At 72.0% G+C, this 17,178-nt stretch carries 16 protein-coding genes and 1 pseudogene; 8 read left to right on the top strand and 9 right to left on the bottom strand.

Annotated features, from left to right (window positions below):
- Positions 1–98: 98 nt before the first annotated feature.
- The 7 genes from BCL76_RS14590 to BCL76_RS14560 all read left to right on the top strand — a co-directional run bounded on the left by BCL76_RS14590 (position 99) and on the right by BCL76_RS14560 (position 6,754).
- Positions 99–443 (top strand): hypothetical protein, encoded by a 345-nt coding sequence (locus BCL76_RS14590; protein ID WP_109779895.1) that lies wholly within the window; start codon positions 99–101, stop codon positions 441–443.
- A complete protein-coding gene (locus BCL76_RS14585) occupies positions 440–1,450 on the top strand; it encodes a peptidogalycan biosysnthesis protein (RefSeq protein ID WP_109779894.1) in 1,011 nt (336 codons plus the stop codon). Before BCL76_RS14590 ends, BCL76_RS14585 begins: the two co-directional genes overlap by 4 nt.
- A 144-nt stretch (positions 1,451–1,594) precedes the next feature.
- Complete coding sequence (locus BCL76_RS14580) at positions 1,595–2,647, top strand: DUF2804 domain-containing protein (protein WP_109779893.1); 1,053 nt, start codon at positions 1,595–1,597, stop codon at positions 2,645–2,647.
- A 74-nt stretch (positions 2,648–2,721) separates the two neighbouring features.
- Positions 2,722–3,399 carry a helix-turn-helix transcriptional regulator gene (locus BCL76_RS14575; RefSeq protein ID WP_109779892.1) on the top strand — a complete coding sequence of 226 codons (678 nt, stop codon included), beginning with the start codon at positions 2,722–2,724 and terminating at the stop codon, positions 3,397–3,399.
- Positions 3,400–3,431: 32 nt separating this feature from the next.
- Positions 3,432–4,007 carry a DUF3291 domain-containing protein gene (locus tag BCL76_RS14570; RefSeq protein ID WP_109779891.1) on the top strand — a complete coding sequence of 192 codons (576 nt, stop codon included), beginning with the start codon at positions 3,432–3,434 and terminating at the stop codon, positions 4,005–4,007.
- Between the two features lie 86 nt (positions 4,008–4,093).
- Complete coding sequence (locus BCL76_RS14565; RefSeq protein WP_109779890.1) at positions 4,094–4,738, top strand: dihydrofolate reductase family protein; 645 nt, start codon at positions 4,094–4,096, stop codon at positions 4,736–4,738.
- Between the two features lie 171 nt (positions 4,739–4,909).
- Positions 4,910–6,754 (top strand): glycoside hydrolase family 15 protein, encoded by a 1,845-nt coding sequence (locus BCL76_RS14560; RefSeq protein WP_109779889.1) that lies wholly within the window; start codon positions 4,910–4,912, stop codon positions 6,752–6,754.
- A 12-nt stretch (positions 6,755–6,766) separates the two neighbouring features.
- On the opposite strand, the pseudogene BCL76_RS14555 reads toward BCL76_RS14560, so the two are convergent.
- From BCL76_RS14555 to BCL76_RS14525, 7 genes and pseudogenes are all read right to left on the bottom strand, one after another.
- Positions 6,767–7,140 (bottom strand): annotated as a pseudogene (locus BCL76_RS14555) (CatB-related O-acetyltransferase); the annotation flags it as partial.
- Complete coding sequence (locus BCL76_RS14550) at positions 7,140–8,183, bottom strand: cytochrome d ubiquinol oxidase subunit II (RefSeq protein ID WP_109779888.1); 1,044 nt, start codon at positions 8,181–8,183, stop codon at positions 7,140–7,142. The pseudogene BCL76_RS14555 and the gene BCL76_RS14550, both read right to left, overlap by 1 nt.
- Positions 8,180–9,688, bottom strand: a complete 1,509-nt coding sequence (locus tag BCL76_RS14545; protein WP_109779887.1) for a cytochrome ubiquinol oxidase subunit I — start codon at positions 9,686–9,688, stop codon at positions 8,180–8,182. The genes BCL76_RS14550 and BCL76_RS14545 overlap by 4 nt, the downstream gene beginning before the upstream one ends.
- A gap of 31 nt (positions 9,689–9,719) precedes the next feature.
- Positions 9,720–10,514 (bottom strand): SDR family oxidoreductase, encoded by a 795-nt coding sequence (locus BCL76_RS14540; protein ID WP_109779955.1) that lies wholly within the window; start codon positions 10,512–10,514, stop codon positions 9,720–9,722.
- Between the two features lie 213 nt (positions 10,515–10,727).
- The gene (locus BCL76_RS14535; RefSeq protein WP_109779886.1) at positions 10,728–12,308 is read right to left on the bottom strand and encodes a GMC oxidoreductase; all 1,581 of its coding nucleotides are present in this window, start codon (positions 12,306–12,308) and stop codon (positions 10,728–10,730) included.
- A gap of 133 nt (positions 12,309–12,441) precedes the next feature.
- Positions 12,442–13,356 (bottom strand): cyclase family protein, encoded by a 915-nt coding sequence (locus BCL76_RS14530; RefSeq protein WP_109779954.1) that lies wholly within the window; start codon positions 13,354–13,356, stop codon positions 12,442–12,444.
- A gap of 148 nt (positions 13,357–13,504) precedes the next feature.
- Complete coding sequence (locus BCL76_RS14525; protein ID WP_258309657.1) at positions 13,505–14,344, bottom strand: M15 family metallopeptidase; 840 nt, start codon at positions 14,342–14,344, stop codon at positions 13,505–13,507.
- A 201-nt stretch (positions 14,345–14,545) separates the two neighbouring features.
- Here BCL76_RS14525 and BCL76_RS14520 point away from each other — a divergent pair, with 201 nt between their 5' ends.
- Positions 14,546–15,286 (top strand): hypothetical protein, encoded by a 741-nt coding sequence (locus BCL76_RS14520; protein ID WP_109779884.1) that lies wholly within the window; start codon positions 14,546–14,548, stop codon positions 15,284–15,286.
- 7 nt (positions 15,287–15,293) lie between these two features.
- Here the strand turns inward: BCL76_RS14520 and BCL76_RS14515 are convergent, their stop codons facing one another.
- Both BCL76_RS14515 and BCL76_RS14510 read right to left on the bottom strand, forming a co-directional pair.
- Positions 15,294–16,658 carry a carotenoid oxygenase family protein gene (locus BCL76_RS14515; protein ID WP_109779883.1) on the bottom strand — a complete coding sequence of 455 codons (1,365 nt, stop codon included), beginning with the start codon at positions 16,656–16,658 and terminating at the stop codon, positions 15,294–15,296.
- A gap of 60 nt (positions 16,659–16,718) precedes the next feature.
- Positions 16,719–17,162, bottom strand: coding sequence for an SRPBCC family protein (locus BCL76_RS14510; protein WP_109779882.1), 444 nt, complete (start codon positions 17,160–17,162; stop codon positions 16,719–16,721).
- Positions 17,163–17,178 lie beyond the last annotated feature (16 nt).

Raw genomic sequence — 17,178 nt, 5'->3', positions numbered from 1 at the left:
TCAGCGGCTCGATCCGGCCCCACATCGCATCAGTGATCACTAATCGGACAGGCACATCCGATCAACTGACCAACGCATCAAAGAGACACGCTCTAGGGATGTGGGCGTTCGCGCTGCCCGCGCTGCCCGGTGCCGCCTCCACCGCATGGGCCGCCCTCGTCGTGGCGATCGTCCTGTTCAGCCTGGCGGAGATCCTCCTCGGGCCGGCGCTGAGCGAACTCTCCGTGAGCCTCACCCCGCAGGCCGCCGGGGGCTTCACCCAAGGCCTGTACCAGTTCTCGTGGGCCGTCGGCATGGTCGCCGCCCCCGCGCTGTTCACCGCGCTGCTGGAGGCCGGGCCCCTCCTCCCGTGGGGAGTCGAAGCCGCCGCCTGCCTGATCGCCGTACTCGCCGCGCCCGCCCTCAAGGCCCCCAACCGCCACCGCCGGAGGAATCCCCGTTGATCACGAGCATCGTCGAGTCCATCCATGAGGTACCCGCCGCCGAGTGGGAGCACCTCGCCCGGCCGGCGGGCCTCTACCTCTCCCACCGGTGGCTCGCCGGCGAGGAGGAGGACCCGACCGCCACCCGCGCGTACGCGCTCGTACGGGACATCGACGGCACCTTGCTCGCCGCCGCCCCCCTCCACCTGGTGCGGGAGGAGCCGAACGACAGCTACCGACCCGAAACCGTACTGCCCCCGCACCTGCGGCCCCGCGTGATCGCCGGCGCGCGGCGCGGCTACCACAACACCCCCCTCACCGCCCCCGGCCTGGGCTCCGGTCGGCGGGACGCCTGCCTCGTCCTCCTCCGGGACGCCGTACGCGACTTCGCCCGTCACCATGGCACCACGCACTGGTGGCCCTACCTCACCACCCCGGCCGCCACCCTGCTCGCCCCCCTCTACCCCGATCCGGTCCACCACCTGGAGGACGACGCCGTCATCCCGCTCCCCGGCGCGGGCATCGACGACTACATCGCCTCGCTGCCCTCCCAGCGCCGCGTCGGGGTACGCCGCGAACGCCGCGAGTTCGCCGCGGCACCCCTCGACATACGCCGACAGGTGCTCGCGGACTGCTTCGAGGCGGCGGGCGTCCTCCTCGCCGGCCACCAACAGGACCACGGGCACGACCGGGACGGCATCGACGCCATGACCGCTCTGCTGAAACGGCAGGCGACGGCGATGGGCAGCGAGGCGCGGGTGGTGGCCGCCTACGACCGACACCGGATGGTCGGCTTCTGCCTCTACTACCACTACGGGAGCACGACATGGATCCGCGCGGTCGCCCACGACCGCCGGCACCCGACGCCCCACCTGTACTTCAACCTCATGTACTACCTGCCCGTCGAGGACGCCTACGCCCACGGCACGACCGCGCTGCACGCGGGAATGACGACCGTCGAGGCCAAGCGCCGCCGCGGCGCCGAGATCTCCGGCCTGTACGCCTTGGTCGACCGGCAGCCGTCCTGATGGTCCGCCCGCCCGCCCGCCCGCCCGCCCGTCCGTCCGTCCGCCTGTCCGCCTGTCCGGCCGTCGCCGCGCCGGGGCTGCGGTGCGCGCGGACGTTCCCGCGATCACCCGGTCCGGTGTGCCCCTGGCCGGTAGGGTCCGGCCATGTCCACGCACGAACGTGAGATCGCCGCTCCCGTCGACCTGTGCCGCGCCGACGGACGGCTCGCCCCGCAAGCGGTCGGCTGGTCACGCACGCCGCTGCACCGCTGCCGGATTCCCGGCTGGGGGCGCACCAAGCGGTGGGAGTACTGGTGCGTGACCACCCCGACCCACCTGGTGGCCCTGACCGTGAGCGATCTGGACTACCTGGCCCTGAACTCGATCTACGTCCTGGAGTACGGGCCGAGCGGCCGCGAGTTCGAGCGCACGGCGATCGTGCCCGGCGGATTCGGCGTCCGCCTCCCCGACACGATCGCGGGAGCCCCGGATCAGGTGTCCGCCCCGCTCGTGGTCGGACCGCCGCGGCCGGTCAGGGGCCAGGTGCGGATCGAGATCCACGGCGAGGGCTCCGCCACCCGTCTGCGGGCGCGCTGCCTGAGCCCACAAGGCCTCCCGGTGGAGGTGGACCTCCGCGTCGCGATGCCCGCCGGGCACGAGACCCTCTCCGTGGTGGTGCCCTGGGACGAACGCCGTTTCCAGTACACCTCCAAGCACACGGCCCGGCCCGCCTCCGGCACCGTCCGCATCGGGGACGACGTGCTGGCGTTCGGCGACGACGCCTGGGGCACCCTCGACCACGGGCGGGGCCGGTGGCCCCGCTCGGTGGCCTGGAACTGGGGTGCCGCCTCCGGGCGTACGGACGGCCGTACGGTCGGGTTGCAGTTCGGCGGTCGCTGGACGCGCGGCACCGGGGCGACCGAGAACGCGGTGTGCGTGGACGGCCGGATCAGCAAGATCGGCGACGAGCTGGACTGGCGGTGGTCGCGCGGCGATCACCTGGCGCCGTGGTCGGTCCGTAGCCCGGGGTCGGCGCAGGTGGACCTGGTGTTCACGCCGTTCCACAACCGGTCGACCCGCACCGACATCGGCCTCCTCGCCAACCGCACGGATCAGTGCTTCGGCCACTACACGGGCACGATCCGCCCGGACGACGGCGGGCGGATCGAGGTGGACGGCCTGCTGGGCTGGGCCGAGGACGTCCGCATGCGCTGGTAGTCCGCCGTGGCGGCGCCCGGCCGGGGTGGGCTTCGCCTTCTATGTCCAATCTGCGTTGTTCCTAGAATGGCCGGATGAAGGATATCGATGCGATCGCGGTGTTGCAGGATCCGGTGCGGCGCCGCCTGTACGAGTACGTGGTGGCGCAGGGTCGCGAGGTCGGCCGTAACGAAGCCGCCGAGGCTGCCGGGGTGGCCCGTACCCTCGCCGCGCACCATCTGGACAAGCTGACCCAGGTCGGGCTGCTGGAGAGCGGCAGTCGCCGGCTCACGGGTCGCTCGGGGCCGGGGGCCGGTCGGCCGGCCAAGGTGTACACGCGGGCCCGCGTCGAGCGGTCGGTGTCACTGCCCTCCCGCGACTACCGCACCGCCGCCGAGCTGCTCGCCGAGGCGGCCGAGCGGGCCGGGCTGGACGCCGAGCTGTGCGCCGCCGCGCGCCGCCGGGGTGAGGGCCTGCGCGGCTCGGCGACGCCCTGCGGTGGCCTGGAGGAGGCTATGGAGGTTTTGGCCGCCCGCGGCTACGAACCGCACGTCGAGGCCTCCGAGGGGGACGAGGAGGTCGCGCCCGTGGTCCGGATGCGCAACTGCCCCTTCCATGCCGTGGCCGAACGCTTCCCGCCGCTCGTCTGCGGCATGAATCTCGCGCTGCTGGAAGGCCTGATCGGCGCCGACGGCCCGGTCCGCGCACGGATGGACGCCCGGCCGGGGGAGTGCTGCGTGGTGCTGGAGGATTCTAAAAACAATGAGCATTGACATAGAAATCGGGGCTGTGCTGGGATGAGGCCATGACCGAATCCCCGCACGCCGCCCACCTCGCCCAGCTGAACGTCGCCACGCTCCTCCACCCCTTCGACGACCCGCGCATGGCCCCGTTCGTCGAGATGCTCGATCCGGTCAACGCCGCCGCCGACGCCGCGCCGGGCTTCGTGTGGCGGCTCGTGGAGGAGGGCGCGGCCGACGCCACCGGGCTGCGCCCGGCGGGTGCGGACGTCGTCGTCAACCTGTCGGTGTGGCAGACGCAGGAGGCCCTGTGGGACTTCGCCTACCGCAGCGGACACCTGGAGGTGATGCGGCGGCGCCGCGAATGGTTCGCGCGGCACGTCGAGGCGCACATGGTGCTGTGGTGGGTCCCGGCCGGCCATCTCCCGACCGTCGGTGAGGCCCTGGAGCGCCTGGCGGAGCTGCGGGCGCACGGGCCGTCCCCACGCGCGTTCACCTTCGCCTCGGCCTACCCGGCCGACGAGGCCGCACCGCACCTCGGGACCGCACCGCACCTCGGGCCCGTACCGCCGACGCGGCCCCGGCCGGCCGTCCCGAGCGCCCGGCCAGCGCCGTCCGAGGATGCGGCGGCGGCTCGCTAGCGGGCGGTTCCCGGCGCGCCGATGAGTTCGGGGCCCCGCGCCGGTCTATCCCTTGACGGAGACGACCGACTCACCGGGAGCAAGCCATGGGACTCATCCAGATCGAGATGTTCGCGACCCTCGACCTCGTCGGGCAGGCGCCCGGCGGCCCCGACGAGGACCCGGTGGGGTTCCCGTTCGGCGGCTGGCAGGCGCCGCTGCTGGACGAGGTGGCCGGGGCGCAGATCGGCGCCGCGTACGAGGGCACGGACGCCCTCCTGCTCGGCCGCCGGACCTACGACATCTTCGCCGCCTACTGGCCCCACCAGAAGGGCGGCGAGGACAACGAGATCGCCACGCTCTTCAACGGCGTCCCGAAGTACGTGGCCTCCCGCGGCAGGCCCGACCTCTCGTGGGCCGGCTCCACCCAGCTCGGCCCCGACCTGGCCGGCGCGGTGCGCGAGATCCGTGACCGGCACGAGAACGTGAAGGTCGTCGGCAGCCTGAACCTCGTGCAGAGCCTGCTGCGCGAGAAGCTCTTCGACCGTCTCGACCTCTGGCTGCACCCGATCGTGCTCGGGGTCGGGAAGAAGGTGTTCGACGACGGCGCGGTCCCCACCAACCTCGCCCTCCTGGCGCCCCCGGCGACCAGCTCGAAGGGCACCGTGTACCTGCGCTACGGCCGCACCGACGGCATCCCCGCGACGGGGGACATGGGCGCACCCGACCGGGGCGTCGCGAGCGAGGGCTGACCGCCCCGCACCCGGTGGCGGGGGCGGAGCCGGTCGCGTCGCTCGGCGGGCCCCCGCGGTGCGCGTCGCACGCCGTGGGGCCCGCTCGGCGGGACGGTCTCGCGGGCCCGACATACGCTGGTTCGGGGGGCCGAGAGCCGGGCGGCGACGCATGCCGGAAGGGACGCCCTGATGGACGAGTACCCGCTGATCGAGAACCACGGCCTGATAGGTGACCTGCAGACCGCGGCGCTGGTGACCTCCGACGGAGTGGTCGACTGGTTCTGCTGTCCGCGTTTCGATTCGCCCAGCGTGTTCGGGGCCCTCCTGGACAAGGGCAAGGGCGGCCACTGCACGGTCCGCCCGGCCCACGCGACCTACGCGACCAAGCAGTTGTACCTGCCCGACACCGCGGTCCTGGTGACCCGCTTCATGACCGAGGCCGGCGCCGGCGAGGTGGTCGACTTCATGCCCCTGACCGGCACCACGGTCACCGCCCGGCACCGGCTGGTCCGGATGGTCCGCTGCGTCCGCGGCAGCATGACCTTCGACGTCGACATCGCCCCCCGGTTCGACTACGGGCGCAAGCCGCACGAGCTGAACCTCACACAGAACGGCGCCGTGTTCACCGCCGACGGGACGACCCTGACCGTCCACACCATCCGGGAACCGGACGACGAGCGGCTGGGCCATCTCCTGACCGCGGGCGACCGCGACGTCCATCTCACCCTGAACCTGCGGGCGGGACAGCAACGCGGGCTGATCCTGGAGTCCGCCGCCGACGGGCCGCCCCGGCAGATCCGCCTCACCGAGTACGAGGAGCTCTTCCACGCCACCATCGGCTTCTGGCGGAACTGGCTGAGCGGCTCCCGCTACACCGGCCGCTGGCGCGAGGCGGTGGAGCGCTCCGCCGTGACCCTGAAGCTGATGACCTACGCCCCCTCCGGCGCGGTGGTCGCGGCCCCCACCACCGGCCTGCCCGAGCAACTCGGCGGCGAGCGCAACTGGGACTACCGCTACACGTGGATCCGCGACGCCTCGTTCTCCGTGTACGCCCTGCTCGGCATGGGGTTCACGGAGGAGGCGCAGGCGTTCATCGGGTGGCTCGGCGACCGGATCGAGGAACGGGCGGGCGAACAGGGGGAGACCGGGCCGCTGAACATCATGTACGCGGTCGACGGCTCCTCCGACCTGAAGGAGGAGAGCCTGGACCACTGGGAGGGCTACGAGCGCTCGTCGCCGGTCCGCATCGGCAACGGAGCGGCCACCCAGCTCCAGATGGACATCTACGGCGAGGCGCTGGACAGCATCTCCTTCGCCCAAAGACATGGCATCCACCTCGGGTACCGCGGCTGGAAAGGCCTGATCCACGTCCTGGACTGGCTGGCGGAGCACTGGGACTCGGCCGACGAGGGCCTGTGGGAAACCCGCGGCGGGGCCCAGGACTTCACCTACGGCCGCGTGATGTCCTGGGTGGCGTTCGACCGTGCGCTGCGGCTCGCCGACGTCAGCGGCCGCCCCGCACCGGCCCAGCACTGGAGCGGTGCCAGGGACCGGATCTTCCAACAGGTCATGGAGAAGGGGTGGAACGAGGAACGCGGCGCGTTCGTCCAGCACTACGGCAGCCGCGTCCTGGACTCGTCGCTCCTGCGGATGCCCACCGTCGGCTTCCTCACCCCCCAGGACCCGATGTGGGGCTCCACCCTCGACGCGATGGAGCAGGAACTGGTCAGCGACAGCCTGGTGTACCGCTACAACCCCGAGGCATCACCGGACGGCCTGCGCGGATCCGAGGGCACCTTCTCGCTGTGCACCTTCATGTACGTCGACGCACTCGCCCGGGCCGGCCGGATCGACCAGGCCCGACTCGTGCTGGAGAAGATGCTGGGCTACGCCAACCACCTGGGCCTGTACTCCGAGGAGATCGACCTCACCGGCCGCCAACTGGGCAACTTCCCGCAGGCGTTCACCCACCTCGCCCTCATCGACGCGGCGATCACCCTCGACGCGGCCCTGAACCGGGGCTCCGCGCCGTAGGGACGGCGCGGGTCACGCCCGGGGCGCGGCCGACTCGAGGTCGTCGACGCTGCCGGACATGACCGTCCGGATGTGCTCGGTCAGGTAGGCCGTCGGCCAGTCCCACCAGGCGATCGCGAGCAGACGGGCGATGTCCTCGGCGCTGAAGCGGTTGCGGACGAGCTTCGCCGGGTTGCCGCCGACGATGCCGTAGTCCGGGACGTCGTCGACGACCACCGCACCGGAGGCGATCACCGCACCGTGCCCGATGCGCGCCCCGGGCATGACCGTCGCGTGGTAGCCGAACCAGACGTCGTTGCCGACGACGGTGTCCCCACGGGAGGGTCCATCCGGTGGTTGGCGCCGTTCATGACGAACCGCACCCCGGTGCCCAGCGCGCAGAACCTCAGCCGCCGTGTTCCGGGCCGCTCCCGCGCAGGTCGGCGTCCGTGAGGGGCTCCAGTTCGCCGCGGGTGTCGAGCCGGTACAGGAAGGCCACCGCCGGGAAGACGAGGACCGCGGCCACGACGGTGACGATCAGCAGCCAGTGCAGGGTGCTGGGCGACCCCGCCGCCTCGGCCACCGTCAGCCGGCCGGGGATCAGGTACGGGCGCTGCGCCACGCCCCACGCGAGCACGGCCGAGGCCATCAGGACGACGGCCGCGGGCCGGGACCACGCCCCGGACGTGCGCAGCAGCAGCCAGGCCGTGACGAGCGTGGCCAGCACGGAGAGGATCAGGAGGACGAGCCCGGCGCCGTGGGTGAGGCCGTGCCACAGGTGCGGCGCGTCCCCGTGGGCGACGATCAGCGTGACGGCCCCCAGCACGGCGAAGACGGCCAGGGCGACCAGTGCCCGCCGCCGGAAGTAGGCGTGCAGGTCGGGTGCTTCGTAGCGGACGGCGTCCGCGGCCAGGAACACCGCCCCGAGCAGCGCGATGCCGACGACCGCCAGCAGGCCGAAGAAGACGGAGGTCGGGTTGAACCAGGCGTGCGCCGTGGGCTCGGTGCCCGGCCCCACCCGCCCCGAGGCGATCCCGCCCGCGGCGGCACCGAGGAAGAACGGGGTGAGGAGCGAGGAGACGGCGAACACGGCCCCGTAGACGCGCCGTCCGGCGATCCTGCGGGTCGGCTTGCGCAGCGCGAAGCCGGCGCCGCGCAGCACGATGCCGATGGCGGCGAGGGCCAGGGGCAGCCACATCGCGGAGAACACGGTCTGGAAGAACACCGGGAACCCGGTCCACATGATGACCAGGACGAAGATCAGCCAGACGTTGTTGACCTCCCAGACCGGGGCCATGGCGTGGTCGATGAGCCACCGGGGGCGCTTGCCACGTTCCGCGCCGCCCGCGGTCAGGTCCCAGAAGCCCGCCCCGTAGTCGGTGCCGCCGGCGCAGGTGTAGGCGGCCACCGCGAGGAGCAGGACGGCGGCGATCACTCCGGCGGCGGTCACGGTCGGCCGTCCTCGGTCGGGGCCGCGCCGGGGCCGTCGCCCGGAGCGGGAGCCGGGGCGTCGCCGGCAGCGACGGCGGAGCGGGGGCCGTAGGGGGTGTCGGTCTCCGGTGTCACCATCGTGCCCGCCTCAAGGCCTCGTTCGTCGCTTCGTTCGTCGTCCTGGCGCCATCGGGTACGCATCTTCAGGAGCACGGCCAGGAAGGACCCGAAGATGAGGATGTACACGACGACGACCACCCCGAACATCGTCCACAAGGCTCCGGAACGGGCCCCGGTCACCGCTTCGGAGACCCGCATGTTCTCGTAGACGATCCACGGCTGGCGGCCCACCTCGGTGGTGATCCAGCCGCATTCGACGGCGATGACGCTGGCCACGCCGGCGCACGCGGCGCTGCGGTAGAACCACGGCGAGGCGGGCAGCCGGCGGCGGCGCCACCAGACGAACGCGTACCAGACGACGAGCAGCAGGAGCACCGAGCCGATGCCGACCATGATGTCGAAGGTCCAGTGGATGAGGGTGGCCTGGGACACGGTGGGCCGGTTCTCCGCCGGCACGGTCGCCAACCCGTGCACCTCGGTGTCGGGGCTGAAGCCGGCCAGGATGGAGTCGAGTTGCGGGATCTTGATGCCGCCGGTGACGGTCCCGTCGGGGTGCAGGCGGCCGAAGAGGTACTCCGGCACGTGCGTGTCGGTGTTCCAGACGATCTCCATCGCCGCGAACTTCACGGGCTGCTTCTGGAACACCGCCCGGGCGATGGCGTCGCCCAGCATGAACTGGATGGGCGTGAACACGGCCGCCACCGTGAACGGAACGGTGAAGCCGAGGCGGTGGTAGCGGTCGCGGCGCCCGCGCAGCCAGCCGACGGCGTAGACGCCGGCCACCACGAACCCGGCGGTGACCAGCATCGCCACGACGAAGTGCCAGTACTGCGGACCGAACATCGGTGTGAAGATCGCCTTGCGGACGTCCACGTCGACCGGATTGCCCTCGGAGTCGAGGGAGAAGCCCTGCGGGGTGTTCATCCAGGAGTTGGCCGCCAGGATGCCGAAGGCGCCCAGCAGGGCCGTCACCGGCAGCGGCAGCCCGAGGAGGAAGTGGGTCCGGGCGGGCAGCCGGCGCCATCCGTAGAGGTAGATGGCGATGAGGACGGCCTCCAGGAAGAAGGCCCAGGCCTCGACGCCGAAACCGATCCCGAACACATCGCCCCACCGGCCCATCAGCCCCGGCCACAGCAGGCCGAACTCGAAGGACAGGACGGTGCCCGTGACGACGCCGATGGCGAACTGCACCGCCATGACCGCCGACCAGCGGCGCGCCAGCAGCAGGGCGGTCGCGTCGCCGCGCCGCAGCCCGTAGCCGTGCATGATCAGGGTGATCAGCGGCAGGGCCACGCCCATGGGCACCAGGATGATGTGCGAGGCGAGGGTGAAGGCCATGAGCGAGCGGGCCGGCAGCATCTGCGGCGGTGCCGCCTCCGCCAGCAGGTGGAGCGTGGTGTGCATGCGTCCCTCTCCGGGGCTGCGCGGATGGAGGTCAGCCGCCGGTGGCGAAGCCGGGGAAGAGGGTCATTCCACCGTCCACGTAGAGGGTGGCGCCCACCACGTAGTCCATGAGGTCGGAGGCGAGGCCGACGGCCGCGTGGGCGATGTCCGCCGGATCGCCGACCCGGCCGTACGGGATCAGCTTGAGCAGGTCCTGCTCGGCCTGCTCGGTGTCCCAGGCACTGCGGTTGATGGGCGTCCGGATCGCGCCGGGGGCGATCGCGTTGACACGGATCTTCTGCGGGGCGAGCTCCTGGGCGAGGGTCTCCATCATCATCTGCACACCGCCCTTGGAGGAGGCGTAGTTCACGTGCCCGGCCCAGGGGATGATCTGGTGCACCGAGCTCATGCAGATGATCTTGCCGGCGGAGCTGGACACCTCCGGGACGACCCCGCGCCGCAGGAACTCCTTCGTCGCCTCGCGGGCGCACAGGAACTGTCCGGTCAGATTGACGTCGATGACCTTCTGCCACTGGGCGAGGGTCATCTCGGTGAAGGCGGAGTCGCGTTGCAGTCCGGCGTTGGCGACGAGGATGTCGATGGTCCCGAACTCCTCGACCATGCGCTGCGTCATGGCCACGACCTGGGCCTCGTCGGACACGTCCGCCTCGTACGCCGCCGCGCGCACCCCGAAGGAGGCGATCTCCTCGACGACCTTCTCGGCCTCGTCCCGTCCGGCCACGTAGTTCACGACCACGTCCGCCCCGGCCCGGCCCATGCCGATCGCCGTGGCCTTGCCGATTCCGGAGTTCGCGCCCGTCACCAGTGCCTTCTGGCCCCGGAGCAGGTGCGCGGGGATCACGCCCCGGGGTACGCCCTCGGTGGAACTCACGACGGACTGCCTCCTTCGTACCGCCACCCCGTGCCGTCGGGGCGACGGCACCCCGGCGGGTCCGGCGTCACCCAATCACCGGGTGCGGGGTGCGGCGGCCCGCTGGGATGCGCGTTGCGCCACCCGGCCCAGGATCTTCGCCCGGTCGGCGGTGTCCGGCCGTAGGAGTCAGCCCATCCGCTCCAGGAGGTGGTCGCCCACCCGCAGGGCGTTCGCGATGGCCGTCAGGGACGGGTTGACCGCGCCGATGCTCGGGAAGAAGCTCGTGTCGACCACGTACAGGTTGTCCAGATCGTGCGCCTTGCAGTTGAGGTCCAGGGCCGACGACGCCGGGTCGGTGCCGAACCGTACGGTGCCCGCCTGGTGCGCGGTCGCCCCGATCGGCATGCCCTTGTGCAGGTAGAGGCTGTGGTCCAGCAGGTGGTGCTCGTGCATGCCGAGGTGGCCCAGCATGCTCTGGAGCTTGTGCCGCAGCCGCTTCAGCCCGGCCGTGTTGTGGGACTCGTCGAGCGCGAGGTGGATGCGGCCGTCGCCGTCCAGGGTGACCCGGTTGTCGGGCAGCGGCAGGTCCTCCCCGCACAGCCAGAAGTCCACGGCGTGGTGGGCCATGACCTCGAAGGGCATGTCGGGGGTGACCGCCCCGGCCCAGCGCGGCGCCTCGCCGTGGATCTGCTCGGCGTCCGACTTGCCGAGCATCTGGATCCCGCCGAGCGGATAGTCCCAGTCGTCCGCGCCCAGGTACCAGTCGTGCAGGGCCAGGGTCTTCTGGAACTGCGTGTCGTTCGGCTCCCTGGAGACGGCCATCAGTGCCAGGTTGTTGTGACGCATGTAGAACCGGCCGACGACGTCCGAGGCATTGGCGAGGCCCTGCGGGTGCCGGTCGTTCGCCGAAGCGAGCAGCAGCGCCGCCGAGTTGACCGCGCCACAGGCCACGACCACCAGGTCGGCGGAGAACCGGGCCTCCTCGCCGCCGGCGAGGCGGGCGACGACCGAACTGACCGTGCGTCCCGTCGGGTCGGTCTCCAGCCGCACCACGTGGGCGTGGGTGACCAGCTCCACGCCCGGATGCTGCAGCGCGGGCTCCACGCAGATCACCTGGGCGTCCGACTTGCCGCGGACCAGGCACGGGAAGCCGTCCACCCGGTTGCAGCGGATACAGACGCTGGACGGGGTCGCCCGGCCGTCCGCGCCCTGGTCGAGGTCGACCCCGATGGGCAGGTGGAAGGGGTGCAGACCCTGCTTCTCCAGGTCGTCGCTCAACTGCTGGATCCGCGGCTCGTGTTCCACCGGCGGGTGGGCGTACTGGGCGCTCGCCGGGCCTTCCGTGGGGTCCTCGCCGTGTCGGCCGTGCACCCGGTAGAGGTGCTCGGCCTGGGTGTAGTACGGCTCCAGGTCCTCGTACCGGATGGGCCAGGCGGGCGAGATGCCGTCGTGGTGGCGCAACTCCCCGAAGTCCTCCGGGCGCAACCTGAACAGCGCCGCGCCGTAGAACTTGGTGTTGCCGCCCACGTAGTAGTTGACCTCGGGCGGGAACTCGCGGCCATGCCGGTCCAACCAGAACTCGGGAGCGCGGTACTTCCCCTTGACGAACACCGCCGTGGAGTCCCAGTTGTCGCGCTCGCGGGGGAGGTAGCCGCCGCGTTCGAGGATCAGCACCCGCTTGCCGGACGGGGCGAGCCGGTGGGCGAGCGTGCCGCCGCCCGCTCCCGTCCCGATGACGATGACGTCGTAGTGCGCAGCGTCGTTCAACCGGATCACCGTCCTCGGCTCGCGGTGCCGCCGCCCGGGCGGGCCTGTCGCGGCAGGGTCCCCCTTCGAACGTATACGCCCCCCGGCGGTGCGGCACCCGGGGATGCGGGAAGCCGGACACGGGCGGCGCGGCTCACAGGACGGCGATCGGGTTCACCGGGGACCCCGTGGCACCCGGCAGCCGCAGCGGTGCCACCGTGCACAGGAACCGCCACTGCCCGAGCCCCGCACAGGCGTCGGCCAGTTCGTCCAGGTCCAGGTAATCCATCAGGTGCATGCCCAGGGCGTGCAGGGCCAGGACGTGCACGGGGAAGGAGACGCCGGGCACCGGGCTCGGGGCCGTGTCGTTGTTGCCGTCCGAGCCGAGGACGGCGACCTGCCGTTCGGCCAGCAGCCGCATGCACGTCGGATGCAGGCCCGCGCGGGCGTGCGCGGCGTCCCATGCGCCCCGCTCGTGGCGTCGGCGCCGGTGCCCGACCCGGACGAGCAGCAGGTCGCCCGGACCGATCCGCACGCCCTGGGCCTCCTCGGCCGCCATCAGGTCGTCGACGTCCACGAAGTCACCGGGCTCCAGCCAGGGGACCCCGCGCAGCCGCGGGACGTCCAGCAGGAGCCCGGAGCCGACGATCCCGTCCCGCACCAGGTCCAGGGTGATCCCACGGGCCCCGCCCGCCGCCAGCCAGCTCTCCGGGATGCCCTCGTGGAGCTCGCCGTCGAACACGACATGACACAGGGCGTCCAGATGGGTGTGGGCGTCCCCGTGCACATTCATGGCGAACCGGTCCAGCGCGAAATGCACGCCCGGGGTCCCCGTCTCGGGCGGGGTCGGCGCGGTCAGCCGGTAGACGGCGGGCTGCGGATCGTCGGGCCCCGGCTGCGTCTCGATGGGCGCGGCCAGCGACAGGGTGCGCCCGTGACGCACGGCGGCGGCGGCCGCGGCCACACGCTCGGGTGTCAGGTGGGCGAGGGCCCCGCGCCGGTGCTCCGCGTGGGTGGGCGCCAGCCGGCGCAGCTCGGCGTGGAGGGAGCGGAAGGCCGCCTCCGTCATGAAAGGCGAAACCGTCCGGTCGGGCGTCGGGTCGTCATCCGTCACGCGGGTCTCCCGGTCTGCCGAAGGCCCCGCCTCCACTGTCCGCCGCCCCCGCGTCCCCTGCATCCCGAAGCGCCTGTGCCCCTGAGAGCGGCGCGCGGCGCTCTCAGCGGCGGTGTCCGGCGACCGACCGGTAGGCGACGGGGAAGTCGAAGTAGGTGTCGGGGAACAGCTCCGGCTTGTGCGTGAAGTGCCACCACTCCTCGGGCAGGTTGACGAACCCCTGCGCCGTCAGCGCCGACCGCAGCAGGTCCCGGTTCGCGCGCTGGGCCCCCTGGACGCGCGGGTCGTCGGTGTGGGACAGCGTGTCGAAGCAGTCGAAGCCCGTGCCCATGTCCACCGAGTTGTCCGGATACCGCTCCGCCCGGGGTGCGTAGCAGGGCACCGATTCCTGCCCCGGTCGCGGCCGGGGCGCCGGAAGCGCGGGCAGCCGTACCAGCGTCACGTCCATGGTGCTGCCCCGGCTGTGACCCGACTTCTTCGCGATGTAGCCGTCCTCGAAGAGCCGGGACTTGTCGACGCGCGGATAGAACTCCGCCTTCCGCCGCTCGTCGCCGAGGTCCTCGGCCCACCGTACGAAGTGGTCGACGGCCCGCTGCGGCCGGTAGCAGTCGTACACCTTGAGCGAGTACCCCCGGCGCAGCAGGTTCACCTGCGCCCGGTGCAGGGCCTGGGCGGCCGGGCGGGTCAGGAGGCAGACGGGCTGCCGGTAGCCGTCGACCGGCTCGCCGACGAAGTTGTGCGCACGTACGTACCGCATGTCCTGCAGGATCGTCGGGTCGACCGAGCTCAGTGCCACGAACGCACTCGGAGCCTTCGCGTCCGGTGGGGGTGCGCTCGCCCCGGCGGTTGCGGCCCCGGCCGCGATGAGCACGGCGGTGACGGCGGCCGTCACCGCCACGGCGAGGCGTGCCCTCATCGGCGGTAAGGACGTGGAACCGGTCATCGGACCTCCATCGGCGGCGCTGCGGGGGACATGATCGGGCACCATGCTGCCCGACGCCGGGCTCGTCCCGGCCGGGTCCGGCCGAACTCACCCGAACTGCGCCCACCGGCCCGCGGCCCTACGCTGATCAGGTGACCGGCCGCGCCGGCGGAGCGGTGATGCCCGCTGCCGGCCGACGCAGCCCGAGGGAGGTGATCCCCGATGTCCGCACCGAGGGCGGCCGCGGCCCGCCGCGCGACCGTCGGAGCCGCCTGCTTGCTGGTCCTCGCGAGCGGTGGCTTGGCCCGAGCCGACGACAACGGCATCGCCGACGACAGCGCCCAGGCCATCGCCCAGGCCTCCCGCGAGGCCATGGCCCAGGTCACCTCCATGCGCATGGTGGGCAAGGTGACGAACACGACCGGCACCACCGCTCTCGATCTTCGCTTCGATGCGCAGGGCAACTGCGTCGGCACCGTCACGCCGCCCGGCGGGACGGGCTCGGCCGACATCGTCAAACGGGGCGACGACGTCTGGATGAAGCTCGACGACGCCCTGCTGAGAGCCCAGGCGCCGGGAGCCGCGGGCGAGGACGCGGTCGCGCTCATCGACGGCCGCTATCTGCACGGCACCACGGCCAGCGTCGAGCTGCGTGACTTCGCCCAGCTCTGCGACCTGGACTTCTTCAAGAAGGAGTTCTCCTCGAAGCCGCCGAGCGAACAGCTGGTCAAGGGCGCCCGGACCACCGTCGACGGCCACCCCGCCATCACGGTCACCAGCCGGCGCGACGGCAGGACGGGCGCGTACCAGGTCTCCACCGAGGACAAGCCCTACCTGTTGCGGGTCCAGGGCACCGACGCGTCCGGCGAGCGGGTGGCGGCGACCTTCTCCGCGTTCGACGAGCCCGTCAAGGCCACACCCCCGGCACCGGCCGACTCGGTCGACCTGAGCCGGCTGCGGTGATCGGAGGTCAGCCGGCGGAGCCGGCGGGCCCGCCGTCGGGGATCCAGGACCCGTGGATGCCCGCGGTGACGCGTCGCGGCAGGTGGACGGTGGCGATCCGGTCGAGCCCGGAGGCGTCCAGGACCAGCAGCTGAGAGGTGTCCTGCTTGAGGTCGGAGACGACGCTGAGGAGGTAGCCGTCGTCCTCGCGGGTGGCGCCGGCGGCGGGGACGAACACCGCCTCGCCGGGCAGCCGGGCGTCGCCGGCCTCGTGGACCTCACGGGCGCCGGTGGCACGGTCGTACTTGACGATGCCGTAGCCGCCCTGCCCGTTCCGGTCGGGGAAGGAGATGGCGTACTGGTAGCGGTGCTCGGCTCCCAGGAACTCCTCGTTGAGGGTGGGGAATTCGATCGCGAGGTCGTCGATGATCCGCTCGTCGACGGTGCCGGCGGACAGGTCGATCACCCATCGGCGGTTGTAGGAGCGGGTGTTGGGCTCGGTGCCGCGCCCCGGGGCGCCGACCCACCAGTTCCAGGAGAGCTGGAAGCCCTCCCGGTCCACGGTCGGGCCCTCCAGCACGATCCGGCCCAGGGCGTCCTCGTAGGCGTTGGCGGCGTGCAGCATGTTGCCCGGCTCGATGTCGAACCAGCGGATCAGCCCGGCGCCTCGCGGGCCGCGGGGCATGACGCCGATCCTGGCCGGCTGCGCATCGCTCCAGCCGTAGGGGATTCCGGAATGCTCGGTGGGGTCGAAGGTGACGCTGCCCTCGATGAACACCACGTGGTGGCGGGTGATCGCGAAGTCGTGCTTGAGGGCTGCACTCGCTCCCGGGATCTCGGCGCTGTGGGTGATGTGCCCGTCGGACCCGGCGACGTAGTACATGAGGTGGGGCGGGAAGGGCGAGGAGCCGAAGAAGTGCAGCTCGCCGGTGACCGGGTCGGTCTTCGGGTGCGCGGTCATGGCGGTGCGTAGTTTGCCGTCGAAGTCGTAGGCGCCGACGGTGTCGAGGTCGGGGGTGAGTTCGAAGGGGAGGTTGGCCTCGCAGAGGGCGAGGAGGCGTCCGGCGTGTTCGATGACGTGGGTACCGGCGGTGCTGGCGGTCAGGTCGGGGCCGTGTTCGGTCATGTACGGGGCGCCGTCGAGGGCGGGGGTGTGGACCCAGCGGTTGCGGTACCACTCGGCGCGTCCGTCCCGCAGGCGGATGCCGTGGACCATGCCGCTGCCCTTGAACCAGTGCGTGGGGGTGACACCGGGCTTGGGGTTGTGACCGTTGCGCAGCAGCCGGCCGGTCAACTCGGGCGGCAGCGTGCCCTCGACGGTCAGCTCGGTCGCGGTGATCTCGTCGACGGCCGGGGTGTAGTGGCCGGTCAGATAAGGCTTGTGGGTGGTCATGGCGGGAACCTCGCTCGGTGTGTGGGAGTGGGGTGGGGGTGGATGTGCGGGTGTGGGTCGTCAGCCGGCCTGCTCGGCGCGGGTCTTGAGGGCCGCGAGCCAGGAGGTCAGCGAGTAGCGCAGGGCCCGGCCGAGTTCGTCGGTCGCGGCGTCGACCGGGGCCCCGCTCCAGGACTCCTCGGTACGGACCCGCACCCGGTCGCCGTCGATCCGCTCGAAGGTCCAGACGTGGACCCCGTCGATGCCGTTCGCCGGGCCGCCCCAGACGATCCGTTCACCGGGGACGAGTTCGACGACGGTGGAGGTGATGTCCAGGCCGTGGGTCTCCCAGCGGAAGGAGCGGCCCGGTGCGAGGGGACCGTCGAGCACGGCCCGGTCGACATCGGCGTTCCAGCTCGGCCAGGCGTTGATCCGGGTGTGCAGGTCCCAGACCCGCTCCGGCGGGGCGTCGATCACGGTGGACAGGCGGACGATGACGGGTGCGCTCTCGTCGATGGTGAACATGGGGTACTTCCTCTCG

This window comes from Streptomyces sp. CG 926 (assembly GCF_003148825.1).
Lineage (GTDB): Bacteria > Actinomycetota > Actinomycetes > Streptomycetales > Streptomycetaceae > Streptomyces.
This window is presented reverse-complemented; position numbering and strand designations above follow the sequence as displayed.